The following is a 17,221-nucleotide window of genomic DNA, read 5'->3' as shown; positions in this document are numbered from 1 at the left end:
CACGACCGTTTCCCGGTGTATCGCCCGAGCCCCTCAAGCCGTTACAGACGGAAGATCCCGTAGTGCGGATCGTCGATCGGTGCATTTAGCGAGGCGGATATAGATATTCCAAGCGCGTTGCGAGTGTCTGCCGGGTCAAGAATGCCATCGTCCCACAATTCCGAGGTCGAGGTATAGGCCTCGACATCCCTTTTGTACTTTTCCAGCACAGGCTCTCGGATGGCGGCGATTTCCTCTTCGGTCAGCTCTTTGCCTTCACGCTGAAGCTGCCGGATCTTGACGTCCGCCATGGTGTTGGCGGCCTGATCCGCGCCCATCACGCCGATTTCGGCCTGGGGCCACATGAACAGCGTGCGCGCATCCCAGGCCCGCCCACACATGCCGTAATTACCGGCCCCGTAAGAGGCATTGGCGATCACTGTGAACTTCGGCACGACCGAGCCGCCCTGCGCCATCAGCATCTTGGCGCCGTCCTTGGCGATGCCGCGCTCTTCATATTCGCGGCCGACCATGTAGCCGGTGATGTTCTGGAAGAAGACCAGGGGCGTCCGGTTCTGATTGCAAAGCTGCATGAAATGCGCCGCCTTGAGCGAACTGTCGTTGAACAAAACCCCATTGTTGGCAAGGATGCCGACCTTGTAACCCCAGATATGGGCAAAACCGCAAACCATCGTGGTGCCATAGTCCGGCTGGTATTCGTGAAAGCGTGAGCCGTCCACGATCCGGGCCAGAACCTCGCGCATGTCGAACTGGGTTTTCCGGTCCTTTGGAATGATCCCGTAAAGTTCCTTCGGGTCATAGAAAGGCTCTTCATAGGACGCGGTTTCGATGATTGTTTTTGGCATACGTTTCCACTGGCTGACAATTTCGCGCGCCAGTGAAAAGGCGTGCTGTTCGGTCGCGGCGCGATAGTCGCCCGTGCCCGAAACCGAGGTGTGCATGACCGCCCCGCCCAGTTCCTGAACGCCGACCTCCTCGCCGGTGGCCGCTTTGACCAGCGGAGGGCCGCCAAGGAAAATCGCCCCTGTACCTTCGATGATGATGTTGTAGTCGCTCAGGGTCGGCACATAGGCGCCACCAGCCGTGCAGTGTCCGCCGACCACGGCAATCTGCGGGATATTGGCCTGGCTCAGCTTGACTTGGTTGCGGAACACCCGTCCGCCCAGATACCGGTCGGGAAAGACGCCGTGCTGAAGCGGCAGGAAACCACCCGCGCTGTCGCAAATATGGATGACCGGCAGTCGGTTTTCCAGCGCGACATCCAGAAGCCGCACGATCTTTTTCACGGTATGGGGATACCAGGCGCCGCCCTTGACGCTGGCGTCGTTGGCGTGGATGGCGACCTCGCGACCTTGCACTATACCGATGCCTGTCACCACAGCGGCGCCGGGCACGGTGCCGTCGTATTCGCGACAAGCGGCAAGTGTGGAAAACTCCAAAAAGGGCGTGCCGGGGTCCAGTAGTAGTTTCAGTCGCTCGCGAACGCCCAGCTTGTTCTGGCGGGCAAGGCGGTCGATATCGCGCTGGGGGCGTTCGAAACGCGCCGCGTGCTGGCGGGCGTGGAATTCCTTAAGCCGTTCAGACATGGCGGCATAATTTGCCTTGTAGTCGGCGGCATTGGTGTCGATCTGACTTTCAATCCTGCGCATTGTCACTCCTCCTCCGGGGCCAATTGGGCTAGGATGTCTTTCAGACCAAAACTGTCGCCTACGGCGAATGGCATTTCGGCAACAACCCCGCTGCGCGGCGCCACCAGTGTGGTTTCCAACTTCATGCTTTCGATCACCAAAAGCGGCTGGCCTTCCTTAACCGCATCGCCGGGTTTGACCGCAACCGACACCACGACACCCGGCATGGGCGCCACCAATCGGTCGTCGCTCGCGCCACCGTCGCTGCCGGCCAGGCGTTCGGCGGGATCAACCCGTCCGACTTCGTAGGTCCGGCCGTTCATGTGCACAAAAGTTGCTTCCGGCCCCACTGCCAGTCGCAGTTCGCGCACAACACCCTTGGCCCGCAACGTATACCCGCCCGGCAGACCCGTCGGGTCCAATTGGCAGGCAACAGCGCGAGTGGGGGTATGAAGCACGAACCGGCTGCCATCATGACCCAGCCAGCAATCTGTCTCTTCTCCGTCGATTTGAAAAATCCGTTGCATCAGTTTCTCCACCCGCCCATCTTGCGGTACATTTCCGGTATCTGCATGACCTCAATCACCAGCCGCTCGTCCGATAGGGCTGCCGCCGCCATCAGCAGGTCAGTGACATCTTCGCCCGTTGCAGTCAGCGTTTCGGATTGTTCCGCCAGGAACCCGGTTGAAACTTCCCCCGAGGCGAAATCCGGATGAGCTAGGATCGCATCCAGGTAACCGGTGTTGGTCGTCACCCCGAGGACCACATAGTTTTGCACCGCTTGCCGGGCACGGGCGATCGCCTGCGCGCGATCCTGGCCATGCACGATCAGCTTGGACAACATCGGATCAAAGTCGGTCGTTACCTTGCCACCGTCCAGAATGCCGCTGTCCACCCGCACGCCGGGCCCAGTGGGTTCGTCCAGCAGCAGGATATCGCCGACCGCGGGGCGAAAATCGACCGTCGCATCCTCAGCACAGATGCGCAGCTCGATCGAATGCCCGGTTTGAGGAATATCCGCCTGCACGGCGCTCAGCCCGTCGCCCGCCGCGACACGCAGTTGCTCAGCAACCAGATCGAAGCCGGTCACCATCTCGGTCACCGGATGTTCGACCTGAAGGCGGGTGTTCATTTCCAGGAAGTAAAAGGTCCCGTCCTGCGCATAGATGAATTCGACGGTCCCAGCCCCGCGATAGTTGACGGCGCTGGCAATACCTGCGGCGGTTTCGCAGATCTCGTCCCGTTGTTCGGGAGTCAGCGCCGGTGACGGCGTTTCCTCGATAATCTTCTGGAACCGGCGCTGGATCGAACATTCGCGTTCCCAGAAATGGACCACTTTACCCTGCCCGTCGCCCATCACCTGCACCTCGATATGGCGCGGACTTTCAATATAGCGCTCGACGAACAGCCGCCCGTCACCGAAATACCGCTCGCCTTCGCGGCGTGCGGTTTCGATTTCGGTCTCCAGCGTGCTGTCCTCGCGTACGACGCGCATGCCCTTGCCGCCACCGCCGGCCGAGGGCTTGATGAGCAGCGGATAGCCAACGGCGCGGGCGCGTTCGACAAAGTTCGCCGGATCATCATCCTCGATGGCCGAGGGGGCGACGGGAAACCCGCGTTCCTCGACAAAGGCGCGGGCGCGGACCTTGTCCCCCATCAGGTCGATGACCTCGGACGTCGGGCCGACAAAGGTCACTCCGGCTTTTTCCAGCGCCGCGACAAAACCGGCATTCTCTGACAGAAAGCCATAGCCGGGATGAACCGCGTCCGCGCCGATCCCTTTGGCGGCTTCGACGATCTGAGGAATATCGAGATAGGCGGCCACGGGCGTCGGGCCCTCGATCATCACGACCTCATCTGCGATCAGATGCGCCGGCCCCTCTTGCTCGGCGACATGACGCAACACGGCAGTCGCAAGCCCGCGGGCCTTAGCGGTGCGCAACACGCGCGCCGCGATCTCGCCCCGATTGGCGACCAGGAGTTTCGAAATGGTCATGGTGTCGTCCTCTTAGTTCCGGGCCGCGGCATTCAGTCCGTCACGTGCGGCCAGATCGGCTGGCACGGGAATTTCGATATCAAGCAGCATCTGCGCGAACCCTTTGCCCTGCGGGTCTATGCGGACCGAGGCGATGCCGCCACCGCCAAGCGATTCATGCAACAGGAAATTCAGCGAATGGCTTCCAGGCAAGTCGAACCGTTCTACCCTGCCGTCGCAGACATGGGAGAAATAGTCCTTCACCACCTCTTCGCTGAGAGCCGAGCGGATATATGGCAGGTAGTCCGGCTTGCGCGCGAGGATGCCGATATTGGCGATGTCCCCCTTGTCGCCCGAGCGGCCCCAGGCCAAATCGACGAGGCGGACCTTGACAACGTCCGGACCGGGCTCGCGGCTATCTGCGGGCGGTGCGGCAGGCGGATCAAGGTGGACTGGCGTAGTGGCCACGCTCACGGGCACATCCTTGCCGTCGACCTCGACCGCGACGGGGGTTTCGGCCTTGCTCTGAAGGAAGGAAAATAGACGGACCACCGGCTGCACCTTTGGCCGTCCGGCGAAGAACCCGGTCAGACCCTGCGCGGTCGAAATCGCCATCGGTGCGATTTCGCCGGCAAAAATGTTCAGCGCGGCGCGATCGTCATGGACCGCGCCGATCTTGAGCACCACCTCGCGGGTCCGGGCGCGCGCATTTGCGCCATAGGCCGCCTCGGCCCCCAGCACCTCGACGCTGACCTGCCGGAAATCTCCCATGTTGCGGTCGCGGAAAATCCGGCGACAGCGGGTCAGGATCGCCTCGGCCACACGTTCGGCCTTGGCGGGTGCGTCAATCGCAGCCAGTGTCAGGGTAGAGACCGCGCGCCAGCCATCGGCATGGGTCGCCGACACCTTGTAGCTGTCGGTGCGCCCAAGCCCCCTGCCGCCCTTGACCAGCACCCGGTCGGGTCCGACCTGTTCCAGGGTGACCCCGGACCAGTCGCAGATCACGTCGGGCAACAGGTAGGCGCGCGGGTCCCCGATTTCATAGAGCATCTGCTCTCCGACTGACCCGGGCACGACCAGCCCGCCGGTGTCAGGCGTCTTGGTCATGATGAAACTGCCGTCTTCGGACACCTCGACGATGGGCATGCCCATATTGTCCCAACCCGGCACGTCCTGCCAGTCGGTGAAGTTGCCGCCGGTTCCCTGGGGGCCGCATTCGATCAGGTGGCCGGCCAGCGATCCCTGGCTGAGCTTGTCCCAGTCATCGTCGCCCCAGCCGTATTCATGCATCAGGGGACCAAGCGCGACCGCGCTGTCGGCGCAGCGTCCGGTGATCACGATGTCGGCCCCGGCATCCAGCGCGGCAGCGATGGGGCGGGCACCCAGATAGGCATTCATGCTCCAGATATCATCTGGAAATGCGACACCCGAGAACATTTCCGTCTGACCGTTTTTGCGAATTTCATCGGCCCTGGGCAACAGGTCATCGCCTAGCACGACTCCGATGGACAGATCGATTCCGGCCTGGGCGGCGGCTTTGGCAAGCGCATCGCGGCAGCCACGCGGGTTCACGCCCCCTGCATTGGCAACGACCTTGATCCCTTTTGCCTTGATATCCGGCAACCAGGGTGCCAGCGCCTTGACGAAGTCCGGCGCATAGCCCGACTCGGGCGCTTTGGCGCGGGCCCGCGCCATCAGCGACATTGTCACCTCCGCCAGATAGTCAAACACCAGATAGTCGATCTCGGCCTTTGAGACCAGTTGACCGATCGCTTCCGGCGTATCGCCCCAGAAGCCCGACGCGCATCCGATGCGCAGCTTTCGTTCCGACATATTCCTCTCCTCCCCGTTTGATCAGCGGCCCGTCCATTCAGGTTTGCGCTTCTCAATAAAGGCATCAAAGCCTTCGCGCGCGTCTTCGGTCTGTGCTACTCGCGGTAACAGTGTTTCTGCAAACCGCATCTGCTGCGGATAGGTCATGTCCTCCATCGCGTGACAGGCGTATTTTCCCAGCCGGATCGCGCTCGGCGATTGCGCAGCAATCTGGGCAACCAGTTCTGCAACCTTGTCGTCCAACCCCGCGGCATCGGTCACATAGTTGACCAGATTGAACTGCAGGGCTTCCTCGGCCGTCAGAGGAACGCCGGTGATGAACATCTCCATCAGCCTCCGCCGGGGCAGCACGCGCATCATGGGTGGCACGATCGTCATGGGAAACAGACCTACCTTCACTTCCGGCGTTCCGATGCGGGCATGATCCACCATCACAGCCAGATCGCAGGCACAGATGATGCCCGCCCCCGCCCCCATCGCGATGCCATTGATGCGCGCGATCGTTGGCTTTCGGCACGCCTGTATCGTCTCGAACAACCTTCCGGCAAAATGATCCGGGTCCGCCGGATCCTGAACAAACGGGCCGCCATCCGCCCCCGCCTTGATGTCGCCCCCGGCACAGAAGGCGCGCTCGCCCTCGCCGGTCAGAACGATCACGCGACAATCGCTGTCCCTCTCGGCAGCACATACGGCGGCAATGATCCCGTCTGCGACCTCACGGTTGAGGGCATTTCGATTATCAGGACGTCGAATCGTGATACGCACTTCTTTGCCGAGCGCCTGCGATTGAACAACGCTCTCAGTCATTTCCGAAGCTCCCCCCTGTATTTAGGACACCGCGCTTTCTTACGTCAGGTCGTCAAAAGCTTGGCTTGATCTATTTTCTAACATGTGTTTGATTTTGGTCAACACGGCGGACGACATTTTTCGGGAGGATGATATGACGACTCAAAGTGAGGCTCTCGCGGCTGATCTGAAGGCCATCAGGGCAAACTATTCGTTGACCGATGAGCAGCGCCAGATTGTCGATCACGTGGATCGAGTATCGCGCGAGGTGCTGCATCCGCTACAGGCGCGCATGGACGAAGAGGAGTGGTGGCCCGACGATCTGTTCAAGCAGATGGGCGAACTGGGCCTTCTGGGCATCACCGCGCCCGAGGAGCTGGGTGGCTCCGGACAGAATGAATTTACCCAGGCGCTGGTCTCTGAGGTGATATCAAAATGGAACCCTGCCGTGGGACTGTCACATGGCGCACATGACAACCTGTGCCTGAACAACCTTCTACGCAACGGCTCGGAGGAGCAGGTCAAGAAATATGTGCCCGGCCTATGCTCGGGCGACTTGGTTGGTGCTCTGGGTTTGACAGAGCCGGGCGCGGGGTCAGATGCGCTTGGGTCCATGGCGACCACCGCGCGCCGCGACGGCGACGACTATATCATCAACGGCTCGAAGATCTACATCACCAACGGGCCGATTGCCGATGTGATCCTGCTTTATGCCAAGACCGACAAATCGAAGGGCGCCAAGGGCATTTCTGCTTTCATCATCGAGACGGACAATCCTGGTTTCAAGGTGGCGCAAAAGCTTGACAAGATGGGCTTCCGCGGCTCGCCAACCGGAGAACTGGTGTTTGAGGATTGCCGCGTACCCGCATCCGCCATGGTTGGACAGGAAAACACCGGCGTTTCGGTGGTAATGAGCGGACTGGATCTGGAACGCGCCATGGTCGCATCGGTCTGTGTCGGCATGGCCGAACGCGCGCTGGAACTGGGGCTGGAATACGCCAAGATTCGCGAACAGTTCGGCAAGCCAATTGCAAGTTTCCAGATGATGCAGTCGAAACTGGCCGAGATCTACACCGAGGTCGAAACGGCACGCGCCTTCGGGTATCGGGCGCTGGCCGCCTGTACGGGCCTGCCGAAAGGCGCCGGGGGCCGTGGCGAAATCCACAAGCTGACCGCGGCGGCCTGTCTTTACGCAGGCGAGGCATTCAACAAGGCGGTCACCGAAGCCTGCCATATACATGGTGGCTCCGGCTACATGCAGGACACCGAAATCAACCGGCTCTACCGCGCCAACAAGCTGTTGGAGATCGGCGCTGGAACAAGCGAAGTCCGCAAGATCATCATTGCCGAAGAACTTTTGCGCGCCTGAGGGAGACGAGACCATGAACAAGCAACTGCGCAACGATACCGCTCTGCCGAGCCATTTCATGACGGACGAACAGCAGGCGCTGGCCGATCAGGCTGGTAAGTTCTTCATGTCCGAGTTCCACCATCTGAACGCGGAAATGGACGACACCGACGATTTACCCCCTTCGGTTTTTCCAAAGCTGGGCGAAATGGGCTATCTGGGCCTGAACGTGCCGCCGGAATTCGGCGGCGCGGGGCTGGATTTCACCTCGGCCTGCATCATCACCGAAGAGCTGTCGCGCGCCTCCGCGGCCATCGGGCTGACCCATGTGGCCCATGACAACTTGTGCGTCAACAATATCTACCGCAACGCCAATGACGATCTGCGCCGCAAGTATCTGCCGGGGCTTTGCAATGGCACGCTGATCGGCGCCCTGGGTCTGACCGAACCCGGCGCGGGGTCTGATGCGCTTGGCTCGATGCGGACCACGGCCAAACAAGATGGTGACGACTACATCCTGAACGGCGCCAAGATCTACATCACCAATGGGCCGATTGCCGATCTGGTCCTTGTCTATGCGAAGACTTCGCCGGAAAAGGGCGCCAAGGGCATTTCCGCCTTTATCGTGGAAACCGACACGCCCGGTTTCAAGGTGGCACAGAAGCTCAACAAGATGGGATTCCGCGGCTCGCCGACGGGCGAACTGGTATTCGAAGATTGCCGTGTTCCGGCCAGAAACATGGTCGGCAAGCTGGATGGCGGGGTTGCCGTTACCATGTCCGGACTTGATCTGGAACGTGCCATCGTCTGTTTCAACGCCTTGGGCATTGCGCAGCGGGCGCTGGATATTTCCATCGATTATGCCAAGACACGCCAGCAATTCGGCAAACCGATCGCCAGTTTTCAGATGGTTCAGGCGATGCTGGCCGACATGTATACGCAGATCGAGGCCGCGCGCAGCCTGTCCTTGCGCACCGCAGCCATGTGTGAGGGCCTCGAAGAGGGCGAAGGCGGGCGCGGCGAAATCCACAAGCTTACCGCTGCGGCGATCTACAAGGCCGCTGAGGCGACATCCTTCGTGCTCGACAGGGCCGTCCAGATTCACGGCGGCTCGGGTTACATGCGTGATACAGAAGTGAACCGGCTGTACCGGACCGGTCGCGTACTTGAGGTCGGCGCAGGCACCCAAGAGGTTCGCAAACTCATCATCTCTGGCGAATTGCTGAAGAACTAGGGGCGGAACATGAGCGAAGCGAAATCAAGGCGTTACGCGTCGGATCTCATGGCGGGCCAGGTTGCCCTGGTTACGGGATCCGGATCTGGAATGGGCCGGGCGACGGCGATCGAAATGGCCGCTTGCGGGGCCAGGCTTGCGCTGTTCGCGCGCCGCGAAGAGCCGCTGGAAGAGACCGCCGAAATGATCCGGGCGGCGGGGGGCGAGGCCTTTGTCGTGCCCGGAGACACCCGCGACGAAGACAGTATCGAAACTGCGATGGGGCGGATCAAGGACCACTATGGGCAGTTGGATGTTTTGGTGAACAATGCCGGCGGTCAGTATATCGCGGCCGCCCGCGATATCACCAACAAGGGCTTTGAAGCTGTGATCCGCAACAACCTGATCGGGTCTTGGCAAATGACCCGCGCCGCTGCCGATCATTTCATGTACGAAAATGGTGGATCGGTTGTGTTTGTCACCGCCATCTCGGCGCGCACCGCGCTCACCGGCTTTACACACACCGTCGCGGCCCGCGCCGGTGTGACGGGCATGATGAAAACGCTGGCCGCCGAATGGGGCGAGTACGGCATCCGGCTGAACTGCGTTGCACCGGGCACGATCAAGACCGATGCGCTTGGCCGCTATCCCATTCCGCCGGAACAGTGGAAAAAGCTGAACCGTTCGGTCCTGAACCGGATGGGCGCGGCCGAGGACATCGCAGGCACGATCATATTCCTGGCTTCGAAACTTGGCGGTTTCATTACCGGCGAGGACATCTATGTAGACGGCGGTGAGACCCTGCACATGGGTCATGACGCGCGGGACATGATCAACCCCGCGATGTTCGAGAAACGCGAACGGGGAGATGGCAAGAATGAGTAAACACCCAGTCCTTCTGGAGATTTCCGACAGGATCGCCACGGTAACGCTGAACGACCCCGAGCGTCGCAATCCGGTTACCGGGAACGACATGATCGCTGCCCTTCTGGAGACCTTCGCCAAGGTGCAGGCCGATCCGCAGGTCAGCGTGATGATTCTGACCGGGGCCGACCCGGCCTTTTGTGCCGGCGGGGACATCAAGGAGATGAACGATCCCGACAGTGTGTTCCGCAAGGAGCCGCTGGCGGCGGCGCAGAGCTATGTTGATGGGGTGCAGCGGCTGCCGCTTGCGCTCTACAACATGGATATTCCGACCATCGCCGCAGTCAACGGCCCGGCGGTGGGCGCGGGGTGCGACCTGACCATGATGTGCGACATGCGCATCGCTTCGGAAAAAGCAAGGTTCGGCGAGGTGTTTCTGAATCTCGGAATCATTCCGGGCGATGCGGGCAGCTGGTTCCTGTTGCGTCGTCTGGGCCACCAGAAGGCCGCCGATCTGACCTTCTCAGGGCGCATGGTCGAGGCCAAGGAAGCGCTGGAGCTTGGTATGGTGCTTGAACTTGTGCCTCATGAAAAATTGATGGAACGGGCCCGCGAACGGGCCGCTGTCATCGCCGCGAAACCACCGCGCGCGGTGCGGGTCGCCAAGCGTCTGATGCGCAATGCCGAACGGATGGACCTGCCGGATTTCCTGAATTCCGCGGCGGCCTATCAGGCGCTCATGCATCAGACCGAAGACCACCACGAGGCGGTTGCTGCGTTCGTCGAAAAACGAAAACCCAATTTCACGGGGCGTTAAAGGAAAGATCGCATGTCAGACATCACCCAAAAGAAGATGGAGCAAATCGCGCAGATGTGGAATGCGCGCGGCAAGGGTCTGATAACGCATATGGCGCTTGAGATCGAAGAGGTCTCGACCGAAGGTGTTCGGGTTCGGATGCCGTTCAATCCGGACTTTTGCGTCGATGCGGAACAATCACTGCTCCACGGTGGTATCCTGACGGCACTTCTGGACAGTGTCTTTGGACTGGCGAACTTTGTTGCCATCGAAGGCGTCAGTACCATGGCCACTCTTGACCTCAGAGTTGATTACCTGCGCCCGGCCCGTTCGCGCGCGGATGTCATCGTTCAAGCGCATTGTTTTCGCAAGACCCGTCACATCGCCTTCAATTCCGGCAGCGTCTGGTTCGCGGGCCATGAGGATGCTGAAATAGCCAGGGGAACCGCCTCGTTTGCATTGACGCGCGGCGAAACCAGCCTGTTTGACGCAATGACAAAAGGAAAAACCTCGTGATGGACGTGCAAACTGTCAATGCCAATGTATCCCGGGTGCCGTTCTTCCGATTTCTCAACTTTGAGGTCAGAAGTCTAGACAGTCTCCATGCTGAGGCGGAAATGACCTTTGATGACCGCCATATCGGTAACCCGATCATGGAGTACTACCATGGCGGCATAATCGCGAGTTTTATGGAGGCCACTGCCGCCATCGCGGTACAGCCCGATTTCGCCGACGTTCCGGCCAAGCCGATCAACCTGACCGTCGATTACCTCAGACCCGGTGTGAAGGGACCGCTTTTTGCCCGCGCTAACGTCACGCGCAAAGGCAAGCGGATGGCAAGCGTCAGCGTGCTCAGCTGGCAGACGGATCGGGAAAAGGCGGTTGCCGAAGGGCTGTATCACTTCCTTCTGGTCTGACCGGGGCAACCGCTTTCAGGGCTACCTTGTCCTGTGGACGGGGCCGCTTCCCGGTTACAAATGCCTTCCAGTAACAGATTGATGAGCATGCTGGAGAATTCAGGCAGTGATAGATATCCTTCCACTCCTGCCTTGTTCGGGTCGAACCATTCCACCGTCCAGTTTAAGGCACCCAACATCACCTGGCGCAAGGGGACGATCTTGATATCCGACCGTATGGCACCGTCGTCCTGAGCTTCACGGAGTATCCAATCCCAGAGTTTTCCATACTCATGGCGAATACCCCTGTGCCTCTCCCTGAAATGATTGGGGAGCATTCCATAACTTCGGATGTTCGCCGAGGTAAATTCGCTTGCCTTGAAGAGGAAATCCAGGTGCGTCCAGATTGCGGTCGCTATCCTGGCGTGATGATCGTAGGGGGCATCGAATTGCCGAACGGCGGCTTCGACACCTGATAGCAGGTCCTTTAGTCCGGCGTTCAGCACTTCGTCAACGATCGCGTCCTTGGAATTGAAGTGGTAATAGACGCTGCCCGCTTTCAAGCCAGCATTGTCCGCGACCTTTCTCAGAGTCGTCGCCTTGTAGCCATTGTCCCTCAGAACGCGCGCTGCGGCCGTTAGTATTTCTGCACGGGTCTTAGCCGCCTTGCTGCCAGGGTCCGGAGTTTTGACGGGAGTGGCGGGACACAGCTTCAAGCCTTCTGTATCAGCACTGTCATGCAAACACATTCCGTCAAGTATCAGCTTACTCATTCGTTCCGCGAGGATGCGCACCGGATACTTGTCGACATCGTACCATTCCACGGTCCAGTTCATGGCACTCAGGATGAACTGGCGGATCACAGCAGTGGATATGTCACTTCGAAGGTGGCCGGCGCGTTTGGCGTCATTCAGGAATTTGCCCCAGGCACCTGCATATGATGCACGCAATTCGCGATGCGGGGCGCGTGTTTCGTCCGACAACATCGGATAGTTCCGAATATTAGCTGACGTAAAGTCACTGTCGGTCAACAGATAGGTAAGGTGTGTTTCAATCAGGGTTCCGAAAGTCTTGCGAAAATCCTCCGAACTTGTCGGTGCCGGCCGAACGATTTCACTGACCGTCTGATATAGTTGACGGACGCCAATTTCGAGAACTTCGCTCAGAATTTGGTCCTTGGATTGAAAATGGTAATAAATGCTGCCGGCCTCAATGCGGGCTTCCTGCGCGATGTCGCGCATCGTCGTTGCATGATAACCTTGATACCGAAAAAGTCGCGCGGCCGCAGCGAGTATGGCTTCGCGGGTCCTCTCCGACTTGCTTAGATCGTCATACACTATCTTGGTATCTTCACTCTGTCGTGCCATCCATTGTCGATACTTGTTGGCCCTGTGGCTGTCCATTGCAATAAATCTAACAGACGTTAGAATACATCCGAGAGAGTGTCGAATCAACTCTTTTCAAGGTGCAACGGAAGAGGAGGACCTCCACATGCGAGGATTGAGTGGAAAACGGGTCGTCGTGACCGGCGGTGGGAGCGGCATCGGCCGAGCGGTTTGCGAACGGTTCGGCGCAGAGGGCGCCGAAGTTGCCGTTTTCGATCTGAACAAGGATGGGGCGGATGAAACTGTCCGACTGATCATCGACGCGGGTGGAAAGGCCCAGGCCTTCAAAGCGGACATCACCGATCGTTCTCAGGTCGACATGGCAGTGTCCGCGTTCGAGGCCGGAGGCCCGATTGACGTGCTGGTGAACAACGCCGGCTGGGACGTGATCAAACCGTTCCTCGATACCGATGCCGATCTTTGGAAAAAGGTCATCGACATCAATCTTTATGGCCCGCTCAACATGCATCACGCGGTGCTTCCGGGCATGGTCAAGAACGGCAGCGGCCGCGTGGTCAATATCGCGTCCGACGCCGGACGCGTCGGATCATCCGGCGAGGCTGTGTATTCGGCCTGCAAAGGTGGCATCATCTCGTTTACCAAGACCGTGGCGCGCGAACTTGCACGCAATGGCATTCAATTGAACGCGGTCGCCCCCGGACCGACCGACACGCCTCTGTTCGCGCAGGTTGCCGAAGGCGAGGCCGGTCAAAAGATCGCTGAGGGTCTCAAGCGGGCGATTCCGATGAAGCGCCTGGCGCAGCCGTCAGATTACCCGGGCATCATCTGTTTTCTGTCGTCCGACGACGCGGGATTCATCACCGGTCAGGTGATTTCGGTTTCGGGCGGCTTGTCCATGCACGGTTGAAACGCTGACAGCTGCGACGGAGACAAGGCGCTGCTGCCAAACCGTGCCAAGAGTTACTCCTCGACTGGCCGCGCCTTATGTGCGGCCCCTTTTTATTGTAGAAAGGTTGCGAATGTTTCAGCCAAGCTCTGAAATCCAGCGAACAAGCACGCTGACCGCTTTTCTGAATGACTGTGAGATTGACAGCTACGAGGAGCTCGTCGGCCTATCGAACGAAGAGCCCGAATGGTTCTGGGGCCGGATCATCGACCATGCCGGCATGCGGTTCGCGCAGCCTTACACCCGGTTGCGAGATATCTCCACAGGGCCCGAATCGATCAGATGGGCCGTGGGAGGCACGTTGAATCTGACAGAAACCTGTCTTGACGCCCGAATTGCCGATGGCCTGGGCGACAAGACCGCAATCGACTGGGTCGGTGAAGACGGAAGCCGCCGTCGCTGGACCTACTTCGACCTTGCCGCCGAAGCCTCCCGCGTCGCCTCGGCCCTTGCCGCGCGCGGTGTAATGCCGGGTCAGGCGGTGGGCATTTATATGCCGATGATCCCCGAAATCGAGGCCGCGCTTCTGGGTATCGCGCGGCTGGGCGCGGTTGCGGTACCGCTGTTCTCCGGCTTTGCGCCCCATGCCATCGTATCGCGCCTGAGCGATGCGGATGCCGTAGCGGTGTTGACAGCGGATGCCACACCCCGACGAGGCAAGCCGGTCTGGATGGAGGCGACCCTTGCCCAGGCTTTGACCGACGTACCATCGGTTCATACCGTTATCAGCCTGCGACGGTTCGGCGGTGCAGTGGCCGATCCGGTCCGCGATCTGGACTGGAGCGAAACCATAGGCCGCGCCAGTCCGGAGTTTGCCGCCGTTCCGGTCAAGGCCGAAGACACCTTTCTGATCGCCTATACTTCGGGCACCACCGGGCGGCCCAAGGGCGTCGTGCATACCCATTTGGGCGTGCAGGCGAAGGCCACGGCCGATATCCTGCTTTGTCTCGACATGAAACGGGACGACCGGCACCTCTGGATGACCGACATGGGGTGGGTCATGGGACCGCTCACCCTATTGTCGGTGCTCTTGGCCGGTTCGACTCTGGTACTGGCCGAGGGCGCACCATCAATGTCCGGCGATCCCTTCAGGCTGCTGCGTCTTGCGTCCGAAATGGAGGTCACACATCTCGGCGTGGCCCCGACTCTGATACGGCAGTTCATGACGCAGGATACGGAAACTTTGTCGGGCTACGACCTGTCGCCCCTGCGGATTGTCGCCTCGACCGGTGAACCTTGGACCGACGACGCCTGGCTCTGGCAGCTCGATCATATCTGCCGCCGCCGCGCCGTGCCGCTGAACATCTCGGGCGGGACCGAGCTTTTTGGCGCGATCCTGACCTCGACCGTGCTACACGAGATCAAGCCCGGCGGATTTTCGGCCCAGGCACTTGGCGTCGGCGCCAAGGTGCTGCGGGAAAACGGCAGTGAAGCCGCGCCGGGCGAGGTGGGGGAACTGGTGGTGACTCAACCGCCTTTGGGTTTGACCCCGGCCATCCGGGGCGACCGCGAGCGCTACCTTGAAACCTATTGGTCCACCTTCCCGGGCATGTGGCGACACGGAGATTGGGTGCGCTGCGATCCGGACGGGACATGGTATATCCTGGGCCGGTCCGACGACACGCTGAACATCGCCGGCAAACGCATCGGCCCGCCCGAGATTGAGGCGGCCCTGACCGAAACCGGAGAGGTGGTGGACGCCGCTGCCATTGCTGCACCCGACGATATCAAAGGCGTGGCCGTCGTCTGCGTCTGTGTGGCAGCCCAGGGCGTCACGCCTGACGCAGAGCTTGTGGAGCGGCTCAAGGATCGGGTCGGAGAGATCGTCTCGAAACCCTTCCGCCCGCGCGAGATCCACTTTGTCGAGGCCCTGCCCAAGACCCGCAGCATGAAAACCATGCGCCGGATCGTGCGCGCGGCCTTTCTGGGCGAAGATCCGGGCGATCTGTCGTCGATCAGCAACCCGGAAACCATTCAACCCATCGCAGACCTGCAAAAGGAAAAGCCATGATCACTGTTTTCGGAGCCACGGGCACCACCGGCGCCCCTCTTGTCGATACGCTTATGGCAAAAGGCGCGACCGTGCGTGCTGTCACCAGCGACCCTTCCAGGCTCGATGCGCTAAAAGCCAAAGGATGCGAGGCGGTCGTTGCGAATTTCACGGACCCTGCCGCGCTGGCGCGGGCCTGTGACGGGGCAGAAAAGATATACCTGGTCACGCCTGCCCATCTGGACATGCGTCAGTGGAAGGCGAATGTGATCGCGGCGGCCAAGACCGCGGGGGTGCGCCATGTTGTCGTGGCCACCGGGCTTGGCGCCTCGCCCAAGGCGGGGCTGACATTTGGGAAATGGCATTCCGAAACCCAGGAACTGCTGAAGCAAAGCGGCCTTGACTGGACCTTCGTCCAGCCGACCTATTTCATGCAGAACCTGCTCTGGCAGGCCGGCAATATTGCAAAAGATGGGGTCTATTACGACGATCTGGGCGGCCCTGTGGCCTGGGTCGACGCCCGCGACATCGCGGATGTCGCCGCCGAGGCGCTGACCGCTCCGGGGTACGAAGGCAAGGCTCTTGGTCTGACCGGGCCCGAAGCTCTTACCGGAGAAGATATCGCCGCCCTCCTGTCCAGGGTGACCGGGCGCACTGTCACCTGCGCACCCCTGTCGGCCGAAAATGCCAAGGCGGGCATGGTGGCTGGCGGAATGCAGGACGAGGTCGCCAGAGCCATGGTCGAATTGGCTTCCATCGCGCCCAAGGGCTACCTTGCCGGCATCGAGACCACGGTCAGCGATGTGATGGGACGCCCGGCGCGCCGATTTGCCGATTTCGTCGCCGAGAACCGGGATGCTTTCGTCAAGTAACCTGATGGCGCCGCCGCTTTATCTCGAACTGGCGCCGACTGAGGAAGCGGCCAAACAGATCGACCATTTGTTCGTGTTCCGCGATACCGGTGTGCTGAGCGGTGGTGGACGCGGGCGGTTCGCAACCGACCTCTTTACCCTTTCGGTAACGCGCGACGACAGCGGCGGCGGGCGCGTATCGCTGGCAGAACCGCGCCCCTATTTTTCGCCCCGCCCAAGGCCATTCCAGGGTGTCGTGGCCGGGCTGCGACTGTCGTCACGACCGCAGCGATTTCCCGACTCCACAGGGCTGGACATGCTGGCCTCAGAACTGGCCCGGATTCAGACCGGGGACGATGACCTGCCTGCGCTCATCGCGGTGCTTGACGGCCTTGCGAGAGACCTGCGCTTTGCCGCACCAACCGGAGCTTACAGCGACCGGACCAAACGTCGAAAGGTGCGGGCGGAAACCGGCGTGTCGCGGCGGCGGCTTGCGACCTTGCGACGCTTTCGCCGGGCTCTCGGGCAGCTTGCGTCAAAGACCCTGCCGCTGAGCGATCTGGCGCTGGACGCCGGATATTACGATCAATCTCACTTGTCCGCCGCTTGCCGGATCTTCGCCGGCAAACCGCCCGGCGCGTTGCGCGCTCTGTCTATTCCGCGTCGTTTTGACCTTTTGCTACAAGATACGCGCCTCAAAGACCGCCTAAGATTGGTCATTGACGAATGAAATCGAAGAGGAAGACCCG

16 protein-coding genes are annotated in these 17,221 nt (G+C 60.4%); 10 read left to right on the top strand and 6 right to left on the bottom strand.

All coding sequences use genetic code 11. The annotated features are described in order from the left end of the window. Window positions 1–41: 41 nt before the first annotated feature. From ACRARG_RS19800 to ACRARG_RS19780, 5 genes are read right to left on the bottom strand one after another with little or no spacing between them, the layout of a single operon-like run. Window positions 42–1,649, bottom strand: coding sequence for an acyl-CoA carboxylase subunit beta (locus ACRARG_RS19800; RefSeq protein ID WP_088652142.1), 1,608 nt, complete (start codon window positions 1,647–1,649; stop codon window positions 42–44). Between the two features lie 2 nt (window positions 1,650–1,651). Further along, window positions 1,652–2,167 (bottom strand): acyl-CoA carboxylase biotin carboxyl carrier protein subunit, encoded by a 516-nt coding sequence (locus ACRARG_RS19795; protein WP_088652143.1) that lies wholly within the window; start codon window positions 2,165–2,167, stop codon window positions 1,652–1,654. Further along, window positions 2,155–3,624, bottom strand: coding sequence for an acetyl-CoA carboxylase biotin carboxylase subunit (locus ACRARG_RS19790; protein ID WP_088652144.1), 1,470 nt, complete (start codon window positions 3,622–3,624; stop codon window positions 2,155–2,157). The genes ACRARG_RS19795 and ACRARG_RS19790 overlap by 13 nt, the downstream gene beginning before the upstream one ends. A gap of 12 nt (window positions 3,625–3,636) precedes the next feature. After that, window positions 3,637–5,436 carry an acyclic terpene utilization AtuA family protein gene (locus ACRARG_RS19785; protein WP_088652145.1) on the bottom strand — a complete coding sequence of 600 codons (1,800 nt, stop codon included), beginning with the start codon at window positions 5,434–5,436 and terminating at the stop codon, window positions 3,637–3,639. A 21-nt stretch (window positions 5,437–5,457) separates the two neighbouring features. After that, a complete protein-coding gene (locus tag ACRARG_RS19780) occupies window positions 5,458–6,243 on the bottom strand; it encodes an enoyl-CoA hydratase-related protein (RefSeq protein WP_100931404.1) in 786 nt (261 codons plus the stop codon). Between the two features lie 133 nt (window positions 6,244–6,376). Here ACRARG_RS19780 and ACRARG_RS19775 point away from each other — a divergent pair, with 133 nt between their 5' ends. Genes ACRARG_RS19775 through ACRARG_RS19750 form a run of 6 tightly spaced genes read left to right on the top strand, consistent with a single transcriptional unit; the run spans window position 6,377 to window position 11,360 of the window. Then, window positions 6,377–7,591 (top strand): acyl-CoA dehydrogenase family protein, encoded by a 1,215-nt coding sequence (locus ACRARG_RS19775; protein WP_088652188.1) that lies wholly within the window; start codon window positions 6,377–6,379, stop codon window positions 7,589–7,591. A 13-nt stretch (window positions 7,592–7,604) separates the two neighbouring features. Beyond that, the gene (locus tag ACRARG_RS19770; RefSeq protein WP_088652147.1) at window positions 7,605–8,804 is read left to right on the top strand and encodes an acyl-CoA dehydrogenase family protein; all 1,200 of its coding nucleotides are present in this window, start codon (window positions 7,605–7,607) and stop codon (window positions 8,802–8,804) included. A 9-nt stretch (window positions 8,805–8,813) separates the two neighbouring features. Then, window positions 8,814–9,668, top strand: a complete 855-nt coding sequence (locus ACRARG_RS19765) for an SDR family NAD(P)-dependent oxidoreductase (protein WP_088652148.1) — start codon at window positions 8,814–8,816, stop codon at window positions 9,666–9,668. After that, entirely contained in the window at window positions 9,661–10,464 is an 804-nt protein-coding gene (locus ACRARG_RS19760) for an enoyl-CoA hydratase-related protein (protein ID WP_088652149.1), read from the top strand. Before ACRARG_RS19765 ends, ACRARG_RS19760 begins: the two co-directional genes overlap by 8 nt. A 12-nt stretch (window positions 10,465–10,476) precedes the next feature. Then, complete coding sequence (locus ACRARG_RS19755) at window positions 10,477–10,959, top strand: PaaI family thioesterase (RefSeq protein ID WP_027264417.1); 483 nt, start codon at window positions 10,477–10,479, stop codon at window positions 10,957–10,959. After that, window positions 10,959–11,360, top strand: a complete 402-nt coding sequence (locus ACRARG_RS19750; protein WP_028093915.1) for a PaaI family thioesterase — start codon at window positions 10,959–10,961, stop codon at window positions 11,358–11,360. The genes ACRARG_RS19755 and ACRARG_RS19750 overlap by 1 nt, the downstream gene beginning before the upstream one ends. On the opposite strand, the gene ACRARG_RS19745 is transcribed toward ACRARG_RS19750, so the two are convergent. Then, complete coding sequence (locus ACRARG_RS19745) at window positions 11,342–12,706, bottom strand: TetR/AcrR family transcriptional regulator (RefSeq protein WP_100931405.1); 1,365 nt, start codon at window positions 12,704–12,706, stop codon at window positions 11,342–11,344. The two genes, ACRARG_RS19750 and ACRARG_RS19745, sit on opposite strands and share 19 nt — an antisense overlap. 124 nt (window positions 12,707–12,830) lie before the next feature. Between ACRARG_RS19745 and ACRARG_RS19740 the strand changes: the two genes are divergently transcribed. From ACRARG_RS19740 to ACRARG_RS19725, 4 genes are all read left to right on the top strand, one after another. Further along, window positions 12,831–13,592, top strand: a complete 762-nt coding sequence (locus ACRARG_RS19740; protein ID WP_432691763.1) for a glucose 1-dehydrogenase — start codon at window positions 12,831–12,833, stop codon at window positions 13,590–13,592. A gap of 112 nt (window positions 13,593–13,704) precedes the next feature. After that, window positions 13,705–15,642: an AMP-binding protein gene (locus ACRARG_RS19735; protein WP_100931406.1), complete on the top strand. Its 1,938-nt coding sequence runs from the start codon at window positions 13,705–13,707 to the stop codon at window positions 15,640–15,642. After that, a complete protein-coding gene (locus ACRARG_RS19730) occupies window positions 15,639–16,493 on the top strand; it encodes an SDR family oxidoreductase (protein WP_088652153.1) in 855 nt (284 codons plus the stop codon). Before ACRARG_RS19735 ends, ACRARG_RS19730 begins: the two co-directional genes overlap by 4 nt. A 4-nt stretch (window positions 16,494–16,497) precedes the next feature. Continuing rightward, window positions 16,498–17,202 (top strand): helix-turn-helix domain-containing protein, encoded by a 705-nt coding sequence (locus ACRARG_RS19725; RefSeq protein WP_254698509.1) that lies wholly within the window; start codon window positions 16,498–16,500, stop codon window positions 17,200–17,202. Window positions 17,203–17,221: the final 19 nt, after the last annotated feature.

This window comes from Pseudooceanicola profundi (genome assembly GCF_050897955.1).
Taxonomy (GTDB): domain Bacteria; phylum Pseudomonadota; class Alphaproteobacteria; order Rhodobacterales; family Rhodobacteraceae; genus Pseudooceanicola.
Note: the sequence above shows the minus strand (reverse complement) of the source record. Positions and strands in the feature narration are given on the sequence as shown.

What these genes read in the sequence shown, in the direction of transcription:
- ACRARG_RS19800 (WP_088652142.1), bottom strand. Translation starts at nt 1,649, where the DNA reads ATGCGCAGGATTGAAAGTCAGATCGACACCAATGCCGCCGACTACAAG.
- ACRARG_RS19790 (WP_088652144.1), bottom strand. Translation starts at nt 3,624, where the DNA reads ATGACCATTTCGAAACTCCTGGTCGCCAATCGGGGCGAGATCGCGGCG.
- ACRARG_RS19785 (WP_088652145.1), bottom strand. Translation starts at nt 5,436, where the DNA reads ATGTCGGAACGAAAGCTGCGCATCGGATGCGCGTCGGGCTTCTGGGGC.
- ACRARG_RS19780 (WP_100931404.1), bottom strand. Translation starts at nt 6,243, where the DNA reads ATGACTGAGAGCGTTGTTCAATCGCAGGCGCTCGGCAAAGAAGTGCGT.
- ACRARG_RS19775 (WP_088652188.1), top strand. Translation starts at nt 6,377, where the DNA reads ATGACGACTCAAAGTGAGGCTCTCGCGGCTGATCTGAAGGCCATCAGG.
- ACRARG_RS19770 (WP_088652147.1), top strand. Translation starts at nt 7,605, where the DNA reads ATGAACAAGCAACTGCGCAACGATACCGCTCTGCCGAGCCATTTCATG.
- ACRARG_RS19765 (WP_088652148.1), top strand. Translation starts at nt 8,814, where the DNA reads ATGAGCGAAGCGAAATCAAGGCGTTACGCGTCGGATCTCATGGCGGGC.
- ACRARG_RS19760 (WP_088652149.1), top strand. Translation starts at nt 9,661, where the DNA reads ATGAGTAAACACCCAGTCCTTCTGGAGATTTCCGACAGGATCGCCACG.
- ACRARG_RS19755 (WP_027264417.1), top strand. Translation starts at nt 10,477, where the DNA reads ATGTCAGACATCACCCAAAAGAAGATGGAGCAAATCGCGCAGATGTGG.
- ACRARG_RS19750 (WP_028093915.1), top strand. Translation starts at nt 10,959, where the DNA reads ATGGACGTGCAAACTGTCAATGCCAATGTATCCCGGGTGCCGTTCTTC.
- ACRARG_RS19745 (WP_100931405.1), bottom strand. Translation starts at nt 12,706, where the DNA reads ATGGCACGACAGAGTGAAGATACCAAGATAGTGTATGACGATCTAAGC.
- ACRARG_RS19740 (WP_432691763.1), top strand. Translation starts at nt 12,831, where the DNA reads ATGCGAGGATTGAGTGGAAAACGGGTCGTCGTGACCGGCGGTGGGAGC.
- ACRARG_RS19735 (WP_100931406.1), top strand. Translation starts at nt 13,705, where the DNA reads ATGTTTCAGCCAAGCTCTGAAATCCAGCGAACAAGCACGCTGACCGCT.
- ACRARG_RS19730 (WP_088652153.1), top strand. Translation starts at nt 15,639, where the DNA reads ATGATCACTGTTTTCGGAGCCACGGGCACCACCGGCGCCCCTCTTGTC.
- ACRARG_RS19725 (WP_254698509.1), top strand. Translation starts at nt 16,498, where the DNA reads ATGGCGCCGCCGCTTTATCTCGAACTGGCGCCGACTGAGGAAGCGGCC.